The sequence below is a fragment of the Streptomyces sp. NPDC002520 genome (assembly GCF_053595235.1).
The window spans coordinates 196759-213151 of record NZ_JBSFXG010000011.1 but is presented as its reverse complement, the minus strand read 5'-3'; the positions used below and the strand labels follow the sequence as shown (position 1 = coordinate 213151).

15 protein-coding genes are annotated in these 16393 nt (G+C 70.4%); 7 read left to right on the top strand and 8 right to left on the bottom strand.

Features of this window, described 5'->3' with window-relative positions; all coding sequences use genetic code 11:
- Positions 1-10: 10 nt before the first annotated feature.
- Positions 11-1759 (top strand): LCP family protein, encoded by a 1749-nt coding sequence (locus ACWD5D_RS18405; RefSeq protein WP_451373736.1) that lies wholly within the window; start codon positions 11-13, stop codon positions 1757-1759.
- Between the two features lie 79 nt (positions 1760-1838).
- Positions 1839-3485, top strand: coding sequence for an LCP family protein (locus ACWD5D_RS18400; RefSeq protein WP_451373735.1), 1647 nt, complete (start codon positions 1839-1841; stop codon positions 3483-3485).
- An 87-nt stretch (positions 3486-3572) separates the two neighbouring features.
- Here ACWD5D_RS18400 and ACWD5D_RS18395 read toward each other — a convergent pair whose 3' ends face one another.
- The gene (locus ACWD5D_RS18395) at positions 3573-4601 is read right to left on the bottom strand and encodes a glycosyltransferase family 2 protein (RefSeq protein WP_451373734.1); all 1029 of its coding nucleotides are present in this window, start codon (positions 4599-4601) and stop codon (positions 3573-3575) included.
- A gap of 128 nt (positions 4602-4729) precedes the next feature.
- Here ACWD5D_RS18395 and ACWD5D_RS18390 point away from each other — a divergent pair, with 128 nt between their 5' ends.
- Positions 4730-6340 (top strand): LCP family protein, encoded by a 1611-nt coding sequence (locus ACWD5D_RS18390; RefSeq protein ID WP_451373733.1) that lies wholly within the window; start codon positions 4730-4732, stop codon positions 6338-6340.
- Between the two features lie 143 nt (positions 6341-6483).
- Here the strand turns inward: ACWD5D_RS18390 and ACWD5D_RS18385 are convergent, their stop codons facing one another.
- Positions 6484-7035: an acyl-CoA thioesterase gene (locus tag ACWD5D_RS18385; RefSeq protein WP_451373732.1), complete on the bottom strand. Its 552-nt coding sequence runs from the start codon at positions 7033-7035 to the stop codon at positions 6484-6486.
- A gap of 119 nt (positions 7036-7154) precedes the next feature.
- On the opposite strand from ACWD5D_RS18385, the gene ACWD5D_RS18380 reads away from it, so the two are divergent.
- Positions 7155-8465, top strand: coding sequence for an LCP family protein (locus ACWD5D_RS18380; protein WP_451373731.1), 1311 nt, complete (start codon positions 7155-7157; stop codon positions 8463-8465).
- A gap of 79 nt (positions 8466-8544) precedes the next feature.
- Here ACWD5D_RS18380 and ACWD5D_RS18375 read toward each other — a convergent pair whose 3' ends face one another.
- Together ACWD5D_RS18375 and ACWD5D_RS18370 are read right to left on the bottom strand one after the other, a co-directional pair.
- Positions 8545-8907 carry a four-helix bundle copper-binding protein gene (locus tag ACWD5D_RS18375; protein ID WP_451373730.1) on the bottom strand — a complete coding sequence of 121 codons (363 nt, stop codon included), beginning with the start codon at positions 8905-8907 and terminating at the stop codon, positions 8545-8547.
- A gap of 169 nt (positions 8908-9076) precedes the next feature.
- Positions 9077-10234: an acyl-CoA dehydrogenase gene (locus ACWD5D_RS18370; protein WP_451373729.1), complete on the bottom strand. Its 1158-nt coding sequence runs from the start codon at positions 10232-10234 to the stop codon at positions 9077-9079.
- Between the two features lie 180 nt (positions 10235-10414).
- On the opposite strand from ACWD5D_RS18370, the gene ACWD5D_RS18365 reads away from it, so the two are divergent.
- Complete coding sequence (locus ACWD5D_RS18365) at positions 10415-11758, top strand: UDP-glucose dehydrogenase family protein (protein ID WP_451373728.1); 1344 nt, start codon at positions 10415-10417, stop codon at positions 11756-11758.
- A 109-nt stretch (positions 11759-11867) separates the two neighbouring features.
- Here the strand turns inward: ACWD5D_RS18365 and ACWD5D_RS18360 are convergent, their stop codons facing one another.
- Positions 11868-12374, bottom strand: a complete 507-nt coding sequence (locus ACWD5D_RS18360; RefSeq protein ID WP_451373727.1) for a CGNR zinc finger domain-containing protein — start codon at positions 12372-12374, stop codon at positions 11868-11870.
- A gap of 108 nt (positions 12375-12482) precedes the next feature.
- Here ACWD5D_RS18360 and ACWD5D_RS18355 point away from each other — a divergent pair, with 108 nt between their 5' ends.
- Positions 12483-12842, top strand: a complete 360-nt coding sequence (locus ACWD5D_RS18355; protein ID WP_451373726.1) for a VOC family protein — start codon at positions 12483-12485, stop codon at positions 12840-12842.
- A 16-nt stretch (positions 12843-12858) separates the two neighbouring features.
- Positions 12859-13251 carry a VOC family protein gene (locus ACWD5D_RS18350; RefSeq protein ID WP_451373725.1) on the top strand — a complete coding sequence of 131 codons (393 nt, stop codon included), beginning with the start codon at positions 12859-12861 and terminating at the stop codon, positions 13249-13251.
- Positions 13252-13410: 159 nt separating this feature from the next.
- On the opposite strand, the gene ACWD5D_RS18345 is transcribed toward ACWD5D_RS18350, so the two are convergent.
- The 3 genes from ACWD5D_RS18345 to ACWD5D_RS18335 are packed head-to-tail and all read right to left on the bottom strand — an operon-like array spanning position 13411 to position 16252.
- Positions 13411-14589 carry a dipeptidase gene (locus tag ACWD5D_RS18345; protein WP_451373724.1) on the bottom strand — a complete coding sequence of 393 codons (1179 nt, stop codon included), beginning with the start codon at positions 14587-14589 and terminating at the stop codon, positions 13411-13413.
- Positions 14590-14594: 5 nt separating this feature from the next.
- Positions 14595-15116, bottom strand: coding sequence for a 5-(carboxyamino)imidazole ribonucleotide mutase (purE, locus tag ACWD5D_RS18340; protein ID WP_451373723.1), 522 nt, complete (start codon positions 15114-15116; stop codon positions 14595-14597).
- Positions 15113-16252 (bottom strand): 5-(carboxyamino)imidazole ribonucleotide synthase, encoded by a 1140-nt coding sequence (locus ACWD5D_RS18335; protein WP_451373722.1) that lies wholly within the window; start codon positions 16250-16252, stop codon positions 15113-15115. Before ACWD5D_RS18335 ends, purE begins: the two co-directional genes overlap by 4 nt.
- Between the last annotated feature and the right edge of the window lie 141 nt (positions 16253-16393).

Below are 16393 nucleotides of genomic sequence, written 5' to 3'. Positions count from 1 at the left end.
TCGGACAACCGTGGACGCGCAAGGCCGTGGGCGGGCGGACAACATCGATCCCGCAGACCAGTGGGTGCTCAATCCGGACACCGGCGAATACGAACTGCGACTGGGTCCTTCCGCACCGCAGTCGTCCGTCCCCGGCCCGCGCAGACCGCGGGCCCGTGACAACGGTGGTGCCGCGCGCTCACGCGACGGCGAAGCGCCGCCCCGTGAGCCCCGGCAGGGGCGCGGCGGCGACGCGCCCGCGCCGCGCCGCGCCCGCCGCGGCGAGCCGGAGCCGCCGCAGGGGCGGCGCGGCCGGCGGCCGGTGAAGAAGAAGTCGACGGCGAAGAAGGCGCTGGCGTGGACGGGCGGCGGCCTGGCGCTGGTCCTGGTCGTCGTCGGCGGTGCCGGCTACCTCTACCTCAAGCACCTTGAGGGCAACGTCACCACCCAGGACGTGGGTGACGCGGCCAAGAACGGCTTCAGCAAGAACGACGCCTTCAACATCCTGATCATCGGTACCGACAAGCGGACCGGCAAGGGCAACGAGGGCTACGGCGACAAGGGCAGCGTCGGGCACGCGGACACCAACATCCTGCTCCACGTCTCCAAGGACCGGACGAACGCGACCGCGCTGAGCATCCCGCGCGACCTGATCGTCAACGTGCCGGACTGCGAGGTCGTCCAGCCCGACGGCACCAAGAAGGTCGTCCCGGGCACGGACGGGGTCCGCTTCAACACCAGCCTGGGCCAGGATGACCGCAACCCTGGCTGCACCATGAACACGGTGAAGGAGGTCACCGGCATACAGCCCGACCACTTCATGATGGTCGACTTCAACGCGGTCAAGACGCTGACGTCGGCGGTCGGCGGCGTCGACGTGTGTCTCGCGCACGCCGTCGACGACCCGGACTCGCACCTGAAGCTGTCCGCGGGCAAGCACAAGATCGAGGGCGAGCAGGCGCTGGCCTTCGTCCGCACCCGGCACAGCTGGGGCAACCAGGGCGACCTGGACCGCATCAAGGTGCAGCAGAAGTTCATGGGCTCCCTGATGCGCAAGATGTCCTCCAGCGACACCCTGACCAGCCCGACCAAGCTCCTGGACCTGGCGGACGCGGCCACCAAGGCGCTCACCGTCGACAAGGGCATCGGCAAGGTGAGCACGCTCAAGGACGTGGCGCTGGAGCTGAAGAAAGTGCCGCCGAAGAACATCTCGTTCGTGACGGTGCCCGTGTTGGACAACCCGGCCGACGGCGTCGTCCACAAGACGGTCATCGTCGATCCGAACAAGTCGCCCGAGGTCTTCGACGCCATCAGGAACGACGTCTCCTTCACCGAGGTCAAGAAGAAGGAGAAGGCGGCCAAGGACGCCCAGGCCGCCCGTCTCAAGGGCACCAGGTCGGAGCCCTCCGAGGTGCGGGTGCGGATCCTCAACGGCGGCGCCCAGCCGGGCAGCGCGCAGGAGACGCTGAACTGGATGCAGACCGACAAGGGCGTCCTCAAGTCGGAGAACTCGGGCAACGCGCCGGCACCGCTGGCGAAGACGACCCTCGAGTACGCGCCCGACCAGGCCTCCCAGGCACGGGAGTTGGCCGCACTCATGGGGCTGCCCGGCTCGGCGCTGAAACCGGGCAAGAGCGAGCTCAACGCACAGGGACTGCCGACGATGACGCTGACCCTGGGCAAGGACTTCAAGGGTGCGGGCGTCCCCCTCACCGGGCCGAGGAAGCCGCCGAAGGTCGACGGCCAGTCCACGGCAGACAAGGTCGAGTGCGCCTCATAGGTAACCCAACGGGTCCGTCGGGCGTCTAACCCGGCGCGGGACGGACCCGTTGTTCGGCGCAGGGTGGGGAGGCACGGAGTTGTCGCAGAGCGATGTACGGGGGAAGGCACCTGCGGACGAGGACGCGACGTCGCTCGATCCGCAGGAGGCCGAAGCGCCGGACGGGTCGTCCGGCCGGCGCGGCGGAAGGCGTCGTGGCGGCTCCAGGACCGACCGGCGGCGTCGCAGGCGGCGCGTGCTGCGCTGGTCGGCCATGGTGCTCACGGTGGCGATACTCGGCACGGCGGGCGCCGGCTACCTCTACTACCAGCACCTCAACGACAACATCCAGAAGGGGCAGCGGGTCCCGGGCGACGACTCCAAGGCCCACCGCACCAAGCCGAACGCGGCCGGCCAGACGCCGCTGAACATCCTGCTGATCGGCTCCGACAGCCGTAACTCCGACGAGAACGTGAAACTCGGCGGCAGCAAGGACAACCGGGGCAACCCGCCGCTCGGCGACGTGCAGATGCTCATCCACCTCTCCGCGGACCGCAAGAGCGCCGCCATGGTGAGCATTCCGCGCGACACCCGGGTCGAGATCCCCGAGTGCAAGGACCCCGCCACCGGGAAGGTCTACCCGGAGACCAACGACATCATCAACACCTCGCTGGCCCGCGGCGGAGCCGGCTGCACGCTGCTCACCTGGGAGAACCTCACCGGGGTCTACATCGACCACTGGATGACGATCGACTTCGCGGGCGTGGTGCGGATGGCGGACGCCATCGGCGGCGTCGACGTCTGCGTGAACCAGAACGTGTGGGACCGCTCGACCGCCGCCCAGCGGGGCGGCTCGGGACTGAAGCTGACCAAGGGTCACCACAAGGTCAAGAACGTGCAGGCCCTGCAGTGGCTGCGCACCCGGCACGCCTGGGGCAGCGACCTGATGCGTGCGCGCGCCCAGCACATGTACCTGAACTCGATGATCCGCACGCTCAAGCAGCAGAACGTCTTCACCGACAGCGGCCGCCTGATGGGCCTGGCCGAGGCGGCGACCAAGTCGCTCAAGGTGTCGGAGGAGATCGGCACGGTCAAGAAGCTCTACGACCTCGGCATGGAGCTGAAGTCGGTGCCGACCAACCGCATCACGTCGGTCACGATGCCCAACGTGACGGACCCGCAGAACGACGAGCACGTCGTGCCGGAGAAGGCCGGCGCCGACCGCATCTGGCAGATGCTCCGCGACGACGTGTCGTTCGACAAGAACGGCAAGCCGTCGGGCGCGAAGAAGGTCTCGGAGACGTCCCCGCCGGCCAAGACCCCCTCGGTCGAGGCGGCCCAGCTCGGCGTGCTGGTGCAGAACGCCACCCAGTCCTCCACCGAGGCCGCCGCCCAGGGCCGGGCGTCCGCGGTCGGCCGGCTGCTCGTGCAGCAGGGCTACGGCAGGGCCACGTTCGACACCTCGCCGGCACAGGCCGCCGACCAGACGGTGGTGCGCTACCCGAGCGCCGAGCTGGAGGGCGACGCACAGGCCGTCGCCAAGGCGCTGGGGATCCCGGCGAGCCAGGTGGAGCGGTCGACCGACGTGTCGGGTGTCACGGTCGTCGTCGGCGCGGACTGGCGCACGGGCGACACCTACCCGAAGAAGTCCCCCCCGAAGGCCGGTGAGCTGCCCGGCAACTCCGACGCCATCAACGGCTCGGACGACACCCAGTGCATGGACGTGTACCGGCCCTACCAGTGGTAGGCGGCACGAGCACGTGCGGCGGATGAGCGGCTGAAAGGGGCCCCTCCCGGAAGGAGGGGCCCCTTTCACTCATCGGGTCTCAGGCGCTCAGCGGGGCTCGAGCACCGCCGGCCGCCGCGAGGCGATCACGCGCTTGGCGAGCGACCTGGGGCTGGTCAGGAAGCCGAAACCCCACGACATGTGCATGGTCGCCAGGGCCACCGGGATCCGCAGCCGGGCCTTCAGCGGCAGGCCCCTGCCCGCGGGGACGGACCCGAGGACGACCGCCGCGAGATAGCCTCCCGGGATCACGAAGCCCACCGGGGTCACCAGCGCGCCCACCACCAAGCCCGCCGCTATCGCGCAGACCGCCGTCGGCGGGGCGAGGTAGCGCAGGTTGATCGAGCCCTCGTGGTAGCGGGCGACCACATGGCGCCAGCGGCCGTAGTCCTTGTACTGCTTGCCGAGCGCCTTCACGCTCGGCCGCGGCCGGTACGACACCTTCAGCTCGGGCGAGAACCAGATCAGCCCGCCCGCCTCGCGGATGCGGAAGTTCAGCTCCCAGTCCTGGGCGCGGATGAACTCCTCGTTGTAGCCGCCCTGTTGCTCCAGCGCCGCACGGCGGAAGACACCCAGGTAGACGGTCTCGGCGGGGCCGGCCTGGCCACCGGTGTGGAAGGCCGCGTTGCCGACACCGATCTTCGAGGTCATGGCGGCGGCGACCGCGTGCTCCCAGTCGTTCTCGCCCTCGGCGTGCATGATGCCGCCGACGTTCTGCGCGCCGGTCTCCTCCAGGAGCCGTACGGCAGTCGCGATGTAGTTCGGGGAGAGCATGCCGTGGCCGTCGACACGGACCACGACGGGGTGCCGGGAGGCCTTGATCGCCGCGTTCAGCGCGGCGGGGGTACGGCCGGTCGGATTCGGGACGGTGTGCACGCGGGGGTCTTCGGCCACGAGCTCGGCGGCGATCTCGTCCGTGCGGTCCGTGGACGGACCCAGGGCGATCACGACCTCCATCTCGCCGGCGTACTCCTGCGCGAGGATCGCTTGGACGGCCCCGCGCAGATGCCGCTCCTCGTCGAGGACGGGCATGATCACAGAAACCGCGGGGAGTCGCACGTCGGGCTTGGCGTTCATAGGGGGCTCACGTTACCGCGAACGGGGGACACCGGTGCGCGCCGCCGGGGCTGAGACGCGGGCTGGAGATCCTATCGGCCTACGGTGCACACAAATCCCACGTACGGCCGCAGCCCGGAGGTGTCCTCTTGCCCAGCCCGCCTCGGTCCCCCTCCCCCGCGGCCAAGAGCGCGGGAGGTGCCCCCAGGCCCCAACGCCGACCGCAGCAGGCCCGCCGTGTACCGCGGCCGCCCGAGCGGACGGCGCGATCCAGGCGGCCCGGACAGCCCGGACGGCCCGGACGGCCCGGACGGCCCGGACGGCCCGGACGGCCCAGGCGACCGCGCTGGGCCATGCGCGCACTGACCACACTCTCCGTGGTGGTGCTCGCCGCGGCCGGCATCGGCCACGCGGTGGTCACCAGCCTGGGCTCGGGCATCGCCCGGGTCGACGCCTTCAAGGACATGAAGAACCGGCCCGAGGGAAGCCGCGGCATGAACGTCCTGCTGGTCGGGACCGACGGCCGCGACAAGATCACCGAGGCGGAACGGCGCGCCTACCGGCTGGGCGGCGCACCCTGCCACTGCACCGACACGATCATGATCGTGCACATCTCGGAGAACCGGGACCGGGCGACCGTGGTCAGCCTGCCCCGCGACTCGTACGCCGAGGTGCCCGAGCACGTCGACCAGAACAGCGGGCAGCGGCACGGACCGCACCCCGTCAGGCTCAACGCGGCCTACGCCGAGGGCGGCCCCCAGCTGACCGTGCGCACGGTCGAGAGCATGACCCATGTGAAGATCGACCACTATCTGGAGGTCGACTTCACCAGCTTCATGAAGACCGTGGACGTGCTCGGGGGCGTCCAGATCTGCACGCCGACCCCGCTGAAGGACTCCTACACCGGCCTCGACCTCGCGCCCGGCACCCACACCCTGAACGGCGGACAGGCGCTGCAGTACGTCCGCGCCCGGCATGTGGACGGGGCGAGCGACCTGGGCCGGATGAAGCGGCAGCAGCGGTTCCTGGCCGCGCTGATCGAGCGGGCCACCTCCTCCGGGGTGCTGCTCAACCCGCTGCGGTTCCGGGACGTGACCCGGGCGGTGCTGGGCTCGGTGCGGGCCGACAAGGGCTTCGGTACGGACGAGCTGCTCGACCTCGGACGGGCGATGCGGAACTTCTCACCCTCCTCCTCGGAGTTCACCACCGTCCCCATCGGGCAGATGAACTTCCAGGTCAAGGGCATCGGCTCGACCCTGAAATGGGACCCTGCCAAGGCCGGCCGGCTCTTCACGTCGCTGCGCGACGACAAGCCGCTCACCGCGGACCGCCCGAAGCGGGAGCCGGCGGCGACGGCCGTCGGGATCGACCCCCGGCAGATCCGGGTCCAGGTGGAGAACGGCACCGACACGAACGGGCTGGCGGGGCGCCTCGACGCCGCACTCGCGGCGACCGGCTTCGCCACCACCCACCGGCCGGTCACCGCGGCCCAGCAGGGCGCCAGGCAGACGATGATCTCCTACGACCCCCGCTGGGACCGCTCCGCCCGCGCCCTCGCCGTGGCCCTGCCCGGCAGCCGGCTGCACCCGGTGAAGAACCAGGGCCCGCTTCTGAAGGTGACCGCCGGCGCCGACTTCACGGACATGGCCAAGGTGCGCCGGGTGAAACCGCGGGAAACGGCGCAACCCCAACCCGAACAGAACGTGGTCCGGGGCAACGAGGTCGTGTGCTCGGGGGGAGCGCAGCAGCGCTCCGAATAGAAGCGCCGCCGGCAGAAGCACCCGAGGGGCGCGGGGAACCGCGTGACAAGTCCCACGCACCGCGAGGGGCGCGGGGAACCGCGTGACAAGTCCCACGCACCCGCGGACGAAGAACCGCCCCGGCACGGCACCCCCGCGGAGCGCTACTCCTCGACGAGGCCCTCCGCCACCCGCTTCTCCCGCAGTTCGCGGATCGCGCGCCGCCGGGCCAGCCGGTGGGTGCGCCGTATCTGTGCCTCCTGGTACCGGCGCCGGTCGCGCCCGGTCTCGGGTGTCACCGGCGGCACCGGGCGCGGCTTGCCGTCGGCGTCCACGGCCGCGAAGACCAGGTAGGCCGAGCCGACGTGGGTGGCCGGAGTCGACTCGTTCCAGCGCTCGGCGAGTATCTTCACGCCGACCTCCATGGAGGTCCGGCCGGTCCAGTTGACCTGCGCCTTCACATGGACCAGGTCACCGACGCGGATCGGCTCCAAGAACGCCATCTCGTCCATGGACGCGGTGACGGCGGGGCCGCCGGAGTGCCGGCCTGCCACCGCGCCCGCCGCGTCGTCGACGAGCTTCATGATCACCCCGCCGTGCACCGTCCCGAGCAGGTTGGTGTCGTTCTGGGTCATGATGTGGCTGAGGGTGGTCCGGGATGCGGACGTGGGCTTGCCTGGAATGTCCGGATCCGCGTCCGGGGCCTGGTCTGTCATGGCCCCTACCTTATGCCGACGCCACATTCACGGATTTTGTGTCGGGTTCGCAACAGCGGCGCTCTTATTTTCCGACAGGGCTTGTAAGCCACATGGCTGATCCCTGCACACTGGGGCGCATGAATGACTGGCCCGAGGGATGGTCCGACAACAACCGCGGCCCGCGCTACGGACGCGGCAGTGCCGGCTCGCAGCCGGAAGGTGCCCGCACGATGCGCCATGTGCAGCGCGGCGCGACGCCGCCCGGACAGCGCGGGTACGGCTCCCCGGGCCCGTCGGCGCCGCCGTACCAAGGCGGAGTGCCGCAGCAGCCGTCGTACACCGACGGCCAGGGGTACGACGAGTACGACAGCGGCTACAACACGGGCCACGTCTACGGCGGCGGCCGCGGTGGCGGTGGCTTCGTCCCCAACGACGACGACTACGACCCCCAGGCCGAGCGCTACCGGCCGCGCCCGAACTGGCGGCGGCGGATCAAGCTGATCACGCTCACGCTGGTGACTGTGCTCATCGTCACGTCGGTGGCGACCTACTTCTGGGCCGACTCCAAGCTGCGCCGCGAGGTCGACCTGTCCAAGGTCATCGACCGGCCGGAGGCCGGTTCGGGCACGAACTATCTGATCGTCGGCTCGGACAGCCGTGAGGGCATGTCCAAGGCTGACGAGAAGAAGCTGCACACCGGCGGCGCGGAGGGAAAGCGCACCGACTCGATGATGATCCTGCACGTCGGCGACAACGGCGACACGCTGATCTCGCTGCCGCGTGACTCGAACGTCACGATCCCGAAGTTCCAGGGCTCGGAGTCCGGCAAGATCAGGGGCCCGCTCGGTACGAACAAGCTGAACGCGGCGTACGCGTTCGACGGCCCGACGCTGCTCGTGCGCACGATCGAGTACAACACCGGTCTGCACATCGACCACTACGTGGAGATCGGCTTCCAGGGCTTCGCCAACATCGTGGACGCGGTGGGCGGCGTCGACATGACCCTCGACCAGGGCTTCAAGGACAAGTGGTCCGGCGCCGACTTCAAGGCGGGCAAGCAGACGCTGAACGGCCAGCAGGCCCTCGCCTTCGTCCGCACCCGGCACGCGTTCGCCGCGTCCGACCTGCAGCGCACCAAGAACCAGCAGAAGTTCCTGGCGGCGCTCGCCCACCAGGTGGCGACCCCGTCGACGATCATGAACCCGTTCAAGTTCTACCCGGTGATGGGCGCGGGCCTGGACTCCCTGATCGTCGACAAGGACATGAGCCTGTGGGACCTGGCGTCCATGTTCTGGGCGATGAAGGGCGTCAGCAGCGGCGAGGGCAAGTCCATGAACATGCCGATATCCGGCTCCTCGGGCGGCAACCTCGTCTGGGACAAGACGAAGACGAAGACGCTGGTGGACCAGTTGAAGAACGACGAGAAGGTCACCGTCTCCGGCAATTGAACCGGCCCATCCCTCAGGGGCACTCACTCGGTTCAAGGGCACCCGCGCGGGTGCCCTTGCTCCGTTCAGGCGCCGGTCGTCACATCCGGGCGCACGCCATCGCCCGGCACGTCTCCGCGGCGCGGCGACACGCCTCGGCGCATCGCATCAGCTGCGGATCGTCGGGCATCGCCATACACGCCTCGGCGCACATGTCGCAGGCCTTGGCGCACATCGCGCACATCTCCGGGGACATGGGCGAGCGGCGCATCATCATGTCGGCGCACATGCGGGTCATCCCGGAGCAGTCCATGAGCGCGCGCATGACCTGCATCTGGGCCTGGCCGCCCATCTGCATGCAGGCGCTCATGGTCTCCTCGCAGATGCTGTGGCAGTTCATGCACGCGTCGACGCACTCCTGCATCTGCTTGGTCATGGGGGGCATCGTCGAGGGCTGGGCCATGGCTCCTCCTCGGAGCGTGGGGACCCGGGGGCGGGCCCGTGTGCTTCCGTCCTACGCCGGACCGGCCCACCCCGCATGTGACCGACCGGTCGGGAGGCGGGGGCGGCAGGCGGGCCCGGAAACGCGGGAAGGCGCCCCGTGGGGCGCCTTCCGTCCGTGCGTGGAGCCGTTACGGCAGGTTGCGGGCCATCACGATCCGCTGAACCTGGTTCGTGCCTTCATAGATCTGCGTGATCTTCGCGTCGCGCATCATCCGCTCCACCGGGTAGTCGCGCGTGTAGCCGTAGCCGCCGAGGAGCTGGACGGCGTCCGTGGTGACCTCCATGGCGACGTCCGAGGCGAAGCACTTGGCGGCGGCGCCCTGGAAGGTGAGGTCCTTGTCGCCGCGCTCGGAGGCGGCCGCGGCCTGGTAGGTCAGGGCGCGGGCGGCGGCGATCTTCATGGCCATGTCGGCGAGCATGAACTGGATGCCCTGGAAGTCGCCGATCGGCTTGCCGAACTGCTTGCGCTCCTGGACGTAGCCCTTGGCGTAGTCGAGGGCGCCCTGGGCGACACCGAGGGCCTGGGCCGCGATGGTGATGCGGGTGTGGTCCAGGGTCTTCATGGCGGTGGCGAAGCCGGTGCCCTCCGCGCCGATCATGCGGTCGGCGGGGATGCGGACGTTGTCGAAGTAGACCTCGCGGGTCGGGGAGCCCTTGATCCCGAGCTTCTTCTCCGGGGCGCCGAAGGAGACGCCCTCGTCCGACTTCTCGACGACGAAGGCGGAGATGCCCTTGGAGCGCTTCTCCGGGTCGGTGACGGCCATCACCGTGTAGTACTCGGAGACGCCCGCGTTGGTGATCCAGCGCTTGACGCCGTTGAGGATCCAGTGGTCGCCGTCACGGACCGCGCGGGTCTTCATGCCGGCCGCGTCCGAGCCCGCCTCCGGCTCGGAGAGGCAGTACGAGAACATCGCGTCGCCCTTGGCGAGCGGAGTGAGGTACTTCTTCTTGAGGTCCTCGGAGCCGGAGAGGATCACCGGGAGGGAGCCGAGCTTGTTCACCGCGGGGATGAGGGAGGAGGACACGCAGGCGCGGGCCACCTCCTCGATCACGATGACCGTGGCGAGCGCGTCGGCGCCGGAGCCGCCGTACTCCTCGGGGACGTGCACGGCGTGCAGGTCGCCTGCCACGAGTGCGTCCAGGGCCTCCTGCGGGAAGCGGGCCTCCTCGTCCACCGCCGCGGCGTGCGGCGCGATCTTCGCCTCGACCAGCGAGCGGACGGCGTCGCGGAGCATGTCGTGCTCCTCGGACAGGCGGTACAGGTCGAAGTCAGCCGTTCCGGCCACGGTCTCTCACGCTCCAAAGACGCAGTGATACTGACGCTAATTACCGTTAAGTAACTCAAATTTTAGTGGGCGGCCCCGGGGACGCCTACGTGAGCTACGCGACAGCGGGGAAATTGCCCGTCGGGCGGCCCGACTATGCTCGGCTGCGCATCAACGACGTACCCGATCTGGAGCACATCCATGAGCCTGAAGATCACCGTGATCGGCACCGGCTATCTGGGCGCCACGCATGCCGCGGCCATGGCCGAGCTGGGCTTCGAGGTGCTCGGTCTCGACGTCGTGCCCGAGAAGATCGCGATGCTGGAGCGCGGCGAGACCCCGATGTACGAGCCGGGGCTCGACCAGCTGCTGCGCCGGCACGTCGCGGGCATCGAGGGGGCCTCGGGCCGACTGCGCTTCACCACCGACTGGGCCGAGGTCGCGGACTTCGGCGACGTCCACTTCGTCTGTGTGAACACCCCGCAGAAGCACGGCGAGTACGCCTGCGACATGTCGTACGTCGACTCCGCGATCGCCTCGCTGGCCCCGCATCTGCGCGGCCCGGCGCTGGTCGTCGGCAAGTCGACGGTGCCGGTCGGCTCGGCCGACCGCCTCGCCGCCTACCTGGCCGAGCACGCGCCCGCCGGCGTGGACGCCGAGCTGGCCTGGAACCCGGAGTTCCTGCGCGAGGGCTTCGCCGTCCAGGACACCCTGCACCCGGACCGGATCGTGGTGGGCGTGCGCAGCGAGCGTGCCGAGAAGCTGCTGCGGGAGGTGTACGCCACGCCGGTCGGCGAGGGCACGCCGTTCGTGGTGACGGACTTCCCGACGGCCGAGCTGGTGAAGACGGCCGCGAACTCCTTCCTCGCCACCAAGATCTCCTTCATCAACGCGATGGCGGAGGTGTGCGAGGCCGGCGGCGGCGACGTGGCGCAGCTGGCGGAGGCCATCGGGTACGACGACCGGATCGGGAAGAAGTTCCTGCGGGCCGGGATCGGCTTCGGCGGCGGCTGCCTGCCCAAGGACATCCGGGCGTTCATGGCGCGCGCGGGCGAGCTGGGCGCGGACCAGGCGCTGACGTTCCTGCGCGAGATCGACTCGATCAACATGCGCCGGCGCGGCCAGATGGTGGAGATGGCCCGTGAGGCGCTCGGGGGCGGCTCGTTCCTGGGCAAGCGGGTCGCGGTGCTCGGCGCCACCTTCAAGCCCGACTCGGACGACGTGCGGGACTCGCCCGCGCTGAACGTGGCCGGCCAGATACACCTCCAGGGCGGTCAGGTGACCGTGTACGACCCGAAGGGCATGGACAACGCCCGCAAGGTCTTCCCAACGCTCGGCTACGCCGCCTCGGCGCTGGAGGCGGTCCGGGGTGCCGACGTGGTCCTGCACCTGACCGAGTGGCAGGAGTTCCGTGAGCTGGACCCGGCGGCGCTGGGCGAGGCAGCGGCGGCCCGGCTGATCCTGGACGGGCGCAACGCCCTGGACCCGGAGCTGTGGCGGCGGGCCGGGTGGACGTACCGGGCGATGGGCCGCCCGACCGCGTAGCACTTCACCGCCGGGGACGCCGGTTCGGCCGAGGCTCAGTCGGCCGAACCGGCGTCTTCCCGCATTCTGCACCACCGGACACAGCCGCGGCCGGTGAACCTCCCCCGCCTTACCGCTCCTTGGCGCGGTACCGGCGCATCTTCGCGCGCGCCCCGCACACCTGCATCGAGCACCAGCGGCCGCGTCCGGCCGGGCTGCGGTCGTAGTACGCCCAGTGGCAGGTCTCCGCCTCGCACGCCTTCAGCCTGGTCCAGGTGCCGGCGACCAGTGCCTCGGCGACGGCGGCGGCGACGCGGGAGAGCAGCGGGGCGGCGTCGGCGGGGGCGAGGCGCGCGGTGCCGTCCCGGTCGTCGACGGCGACGTACAGGGGGGCGCGGGCCAGCAGCTCGCCCAGCGGGGTGGTCGTGCGGTGCGGGGGGTGCCCGGCGTGGGCGAGCAGCGTGGCGCGCAGTGCCTCGCGCAGTTCCCGGGCCTGTGCCGTCTCGTCCTCGGTGACGCCGAGCCGCTCGCGGCCCTCCGCGGTGTCCAGGGTGTCGGCGCCGGACGCGAGGTCCAGCGTGTTCACCAGGGACTCGACGAGGGCCAGGCCCCCGGGAGCGGCCGATCTCTCACTCATGCTTGCGACGTTACCTCTAGTACGGGAGGATGCAGTAACCGTCGTTACCGGTTGTGCGCCTTTATGGGTAACCACTCGTTTCTGTAGTAACTCGCTGAGGAGGAAGTCATGGCTCTCGCCAAGCTGGGTGCCGTCGTCCTGGACTGTCCCGATCCCCGCGCGCTGGCGGGTTTCTACGCCGAGGTGCTGGGCGGCACCGTCGAGGGCGACGGGCGGTGGGTGGACCTCACGGTGCCCGGCGGACAGACGCTGGCCTTCCAGGCGGCGCCGGGCTTCGTGGCCCCGGCGTGGCCCACGCCCGACCGCTCGCAGCAGTTCCACCTGGACCTGACCGTCGAGGACCTGGACACCGCGGAGAAGCAGGTGCTGGCCCTCGGCGCCCGGCCTCTGGACACGGAGGACGGCTCCCGCAACTGGCGGGTGTACGCGGACCCGGCGGGACATCCGTTCTGCCTGTGCGCCTCCTGAACGAGGAGGGGCCGACGTGGCGGTGGCACGTTTCCGCTCCGTGGTGATCGACTGTCCGGACCCGGTCGCGCTCGCCTCGTTCTACGCGGCGGTCGTGGGCGGCACACCGTATGTGCAGGAAGACGACTGGGTGGTCCTCGAGGCGCCCGGGGTGCCGCGACTGGCCTTCAACCGGGAGGCGGGGTTCCGGCCTCCGGCATGGCCGCGCGAGGGCGGCGACGCGCAGCAGTTCCACCTCGATCTCGACGCCGGGTCCACCTGGGAGGAGGTGGACGCCGCGGAGGCCAGGGTGCTGGAGCTGGGGGCGCGGCTGCTGCGGCGGGAGGCCGATCCGGTGACGGAGGACTTCAGGGTGTTCGCCGATCCGGCGGGGCACCCATTCTGCCTGTGCCGGATCGACCACCCGTGAGGCTCAGCCGTCCAGCTCGGTGATGCCCGCGGCCCACTGCGCCCCTCAGGCCTGCCGGGCCCGCCTCGGCCACCCCGCGTCCGGGCGTGGCCGGGGCGGGCGCTCGCACGGTCGTGGGCGGGGCCGACGGCCGCACCGCCCGCCCCGCCCACGCCGGGGTCAGCCGTCGAGCGACTCGATCGTGGCGTTGGAGGGCGCGCGCGTCGCCCGCAGGTCCCGTGCCACGTCCTCCGCGGCGCCCAGTACCCGTACCGCGTTCTGCCAGGTCAGCTTGGCCAGGTCGGCCCTGGACCAGCCGCGCTCCAGCAGCTCGGCGATCAGGTTCGGGTAGCCGGAGACGTCGCTGAGGCCGTCCGGCGTGAACGCGGTGCCGTCGTAGTCGCCGCCGATGCCCAGGTGGTCGATGCCGGCCACCTCGCGCATGTGGTCGAGGTGGTCCGCGACGGTCGCCACGGTGGCGACGGGGCGCGGGTTGCTCTCCTCGAAGGCGCGGTGCACCTTCATCGCCTCGGCGGTGGTGTCCAGGTGGTGGAAGCCGTGCGCGCGCATGTTGTCGTCCGCGGCGGCCGTCCAGTCGACGGCGGCCTGGAGGACGAATTTGGGCACGAACGTCACCATCGCCATGCCGCCGTTGGCGGGGAGGCGCTCCAGGACGTCGTCCGGGATGTTGCGGGGGTGGTCGCACACGGCCCGGGACGAGGAGTGCGAGAAGATCACCGGCGCGCCGGAGGCGTCCAGCGCGTCCCGCATCGTCGTCGCCGCCACGTGCGAGAGGTCGACGAGCATGCCGAGCCGGTTCATCTCCCGGACGACCTCACGGCCGAAGGCCGACAGACCGCCCACGCCGGGCTCGTCGGTCGCCGAGTCCGCCCAGTCCACGTTGTCGTTGTGGGTGAGGGTCATGTAGCGCACACCGAGCGCGTACAGGCCGCGCAGCGTGCCGAGGGAGTTGGCGATGGAGTGGCCGCCCTCGGCACCCATGAGGGAGGCGATCCGGCCCTCGCCGCGGGCCGCCTCCATGTCGGCGGCGGTCAGGGCGGGCGCCAGCCGGTCCGGGTACCGCTCGATCAGCTGCCGTACGCAGTCGATCTGCTCCAGCGTGGCGGGCACCGCGCCCGGCAGGTCCGAGCGCACGTACACCGACCAGTACTGCGCACCGACCCCGCCCTCGCGCAGCCGGGGCAGGTCGGTGTGCAGGTGGGCGCTCTGCGAGATGGCGATGTCGCGGGCGTCGAGGTCGTAGGCGACCTGTTCACGCAGGGCCCAGGGCAGGTCGTTGTGGCCGTCGACGACCGGGAACTCGCGCAGCAGGTCCCGGGCTTCCTCGAGGAAGGTCATCGACGTCACTTCCCGAAGCCGAAGCCCGAGGCACCCTCGACCTTGGAGCGCAGCCGCTTGCCCTTCTCGGTGGCCTGGTCGTTCAGGTCCTGCTGGAAGTCGCGCATCTTCTGCAGCAGGTCCTCGTCGTACGCGGCGAGCATGCGGGCCGCGAGCAGGCCGGCGTTGCGGGCACCGGCGACGGAGACGGTGGCGACCGGGACACCGGCCGGCATCTGCACGATCGACAGCAGGGAGTCCATGCCGTCCAGGTACTTCAGCGGCACCGGGACGCCGATGACCGGCAGCGGGGTCACGGAGGCGAGCATGCCGGGCAGGTGGGCGGCGCCGCCCGCTCCGGCGATGATCACCTTCAGGCCGCGCTCGGCGGCCTGCTCGCCGTACGTGATCATCTCGCGCGGCATGCGGTGGGCGGAGACGACGTCGACCTCGTACGCGATCTCGAACTCGTCGAGGGCCTTGGCGGCGGCCTCCATGACGGGCCAGTCGGAGTCCGACCCCATGACGATGCCAACAACGGGGCTCATTCGGTGATCGTGCCTCTCAGGTAGCCGGCTGCGTGACGGGCGCGTTCCAGCACGTCGTCCAGGTCGTCGCCGTAAGTGTTGACGTGTCCGACCTTGCGGCCGGGCTTCACGTCCTTGCCGTACATGTGGATCTTGAGCTTGGGGTCACGGGCCATGCAGTGCAAGTACGCGGAGTACATGTCCGGGTAGTCGCCGCCCAGGACGTTGGCCATCACCGTCCACTTGGCGCGCGGGCGCGGATCGCCGAGCGGGAGGTCGAGGACCGCGCGGACGTGGTTGGCGAACTGCGAGGTCATCGCGCCGTCCTGGGTCCAGTGGCCCGAGTTGTGCGGGCGCATCGCCAGCTCGTTGACGAGGATGCGCCCGTCACGGGTCTGGAACAGCTCGACGGCGAGGTGGCCGACGACTCCGAGTTCCTTGGCGATGCGCAGCGCCATCTCCTCGGCCTGGAGCGCCAGCTCCTCGTCGAGGCCGGGGGCGGGGGCGATGACGGTGTCGCAGACGCCGTCCACCTGCTGCGACTCGACCACCGGGTAGGCGACGGCCTGGCCGTGCGGAGAGCGGACGACGTTGGCGGCCAGCTCGCGGACGTAGTCGACCTTCTCCTCGGCGAGGACCGGGACGCCGGCCCGGAAGGGGTCGTTGGCCTCCTCCGCGGACTCCACGACCCACACACCCTTGCCGTCGTAGCCGCCGCGGACGGTCTTCAGGACGACGGGGAACCCGTCCCCCTCCGCCGCGAACCGGACCACGTCCTCGGGATCGGTCACGATCCGGTGCCGCGGGCAGGGGATGCCGATCGCGTCGAGCTTGGCGCGCATCACCCCCTTGTCCTGGGCGTGCACCAGTGCGTCGGGACCGGGGCGGACGGGTATGCCGTCCGCCTCCAGAGCCCTGAGGTGCTCGGTGGGTACGTGTTCGTGATCGAAGGTGATCACATCGCAACCGCGCGCGAACTCACGCAGCGTGTCGAGATCGCGATAGTCGCCGATGACGACATCGCTCACGACCTGCGCCGCGGAATCCTGAGGGGTGTCACTGAGAAGCTTGAATCTGATGCCCAACGGGATGCCCGCTTCGTGCGTCATACGCGCGAGCTGCCCCCCGCCGACCATGCCGACTACCGGGAACGTCACCCCCCTAGCGTATCGGCCACGCGGACCCGGTCGGGTTTCGTCCCTCTCGGTCTTCTTACCTGTCGCTTTCCCGGCTCTTTCCGACCTGTTTCCCAGATGCGGCACGGCGGGCGGGCGGCGGCCCGGTCGGCTGGATAGCAT

Excerpts from the sequence above, each read along its gene's own strand:
- ACWD5D_RS18395 (WP_451373734.1), bottom strand. The coding sequence starts at position 4,601 with ATGAACGCCAAGCCCGACGTGCGACTCCCCGCGGTTTCTGTGATCATG.
- ACWD5D_RS18385 (WP_451373732.1), bottom strand. The coding sequence starts at position 7,035 with ATGACAGACCAGGCCCCGGACGCGGATCCGGACATTCCAGGCAAGCCC.
- ACWD5D_RS18380 (WP_451373731.1), top strand. The coding sequence starts at position 7,155 with ATGAATGACTGGCCCGAGGGATGGTCCGACAACAACCGCGGCCCGCGC.
- ACWD5D_RS18375 (WP_451373730.1), bottom strand. The coding sequence starts at position 8,907 with ATGGCCCAGCCCTCGACGATGCCCCCCATGACCAAGCAGATGCAGGAG.
- ACWD5D_RS18365 (WP_451373728.1), top strand. The coding sequence starts at position 10,415 with ATGAGCCTGAAGATCACCGTGATCGGCACCGGCTATCTGGGCGCCACG.
- ACWD5D_RS18360 (WP_451373727.1), bottom strand. The coding sequence starts at position 12,374 with ATGAGTGAGAGATCGGCCGCTCCCGGGGGCCTGGCCCTCGTCGAGTCC.
- ACWD5D_RS18355 (WP_451373726.1), top strand. The coding sequence starts at position 12,483 with ATGGCTCTCGCCAAGCTGGGTGCCGTCGTCCTGGACTGTCCCGATCCC.
- ACWD5D_RS18345 (WP_451373724.1), bottom strand. The coding sequence starts at position 14,589 with ATGACCTTCCTCGAGGAAGCCCGGGACCTGCTGCGCGAGTTCCCGGTC.
- purE (WP_451373723.1), bottom strand. The coding sequence starts at position 15,116 with ATGAGCCCCGTTGTTGGCATCGTCATGGGGTCGGACTCCGACTGGCCC.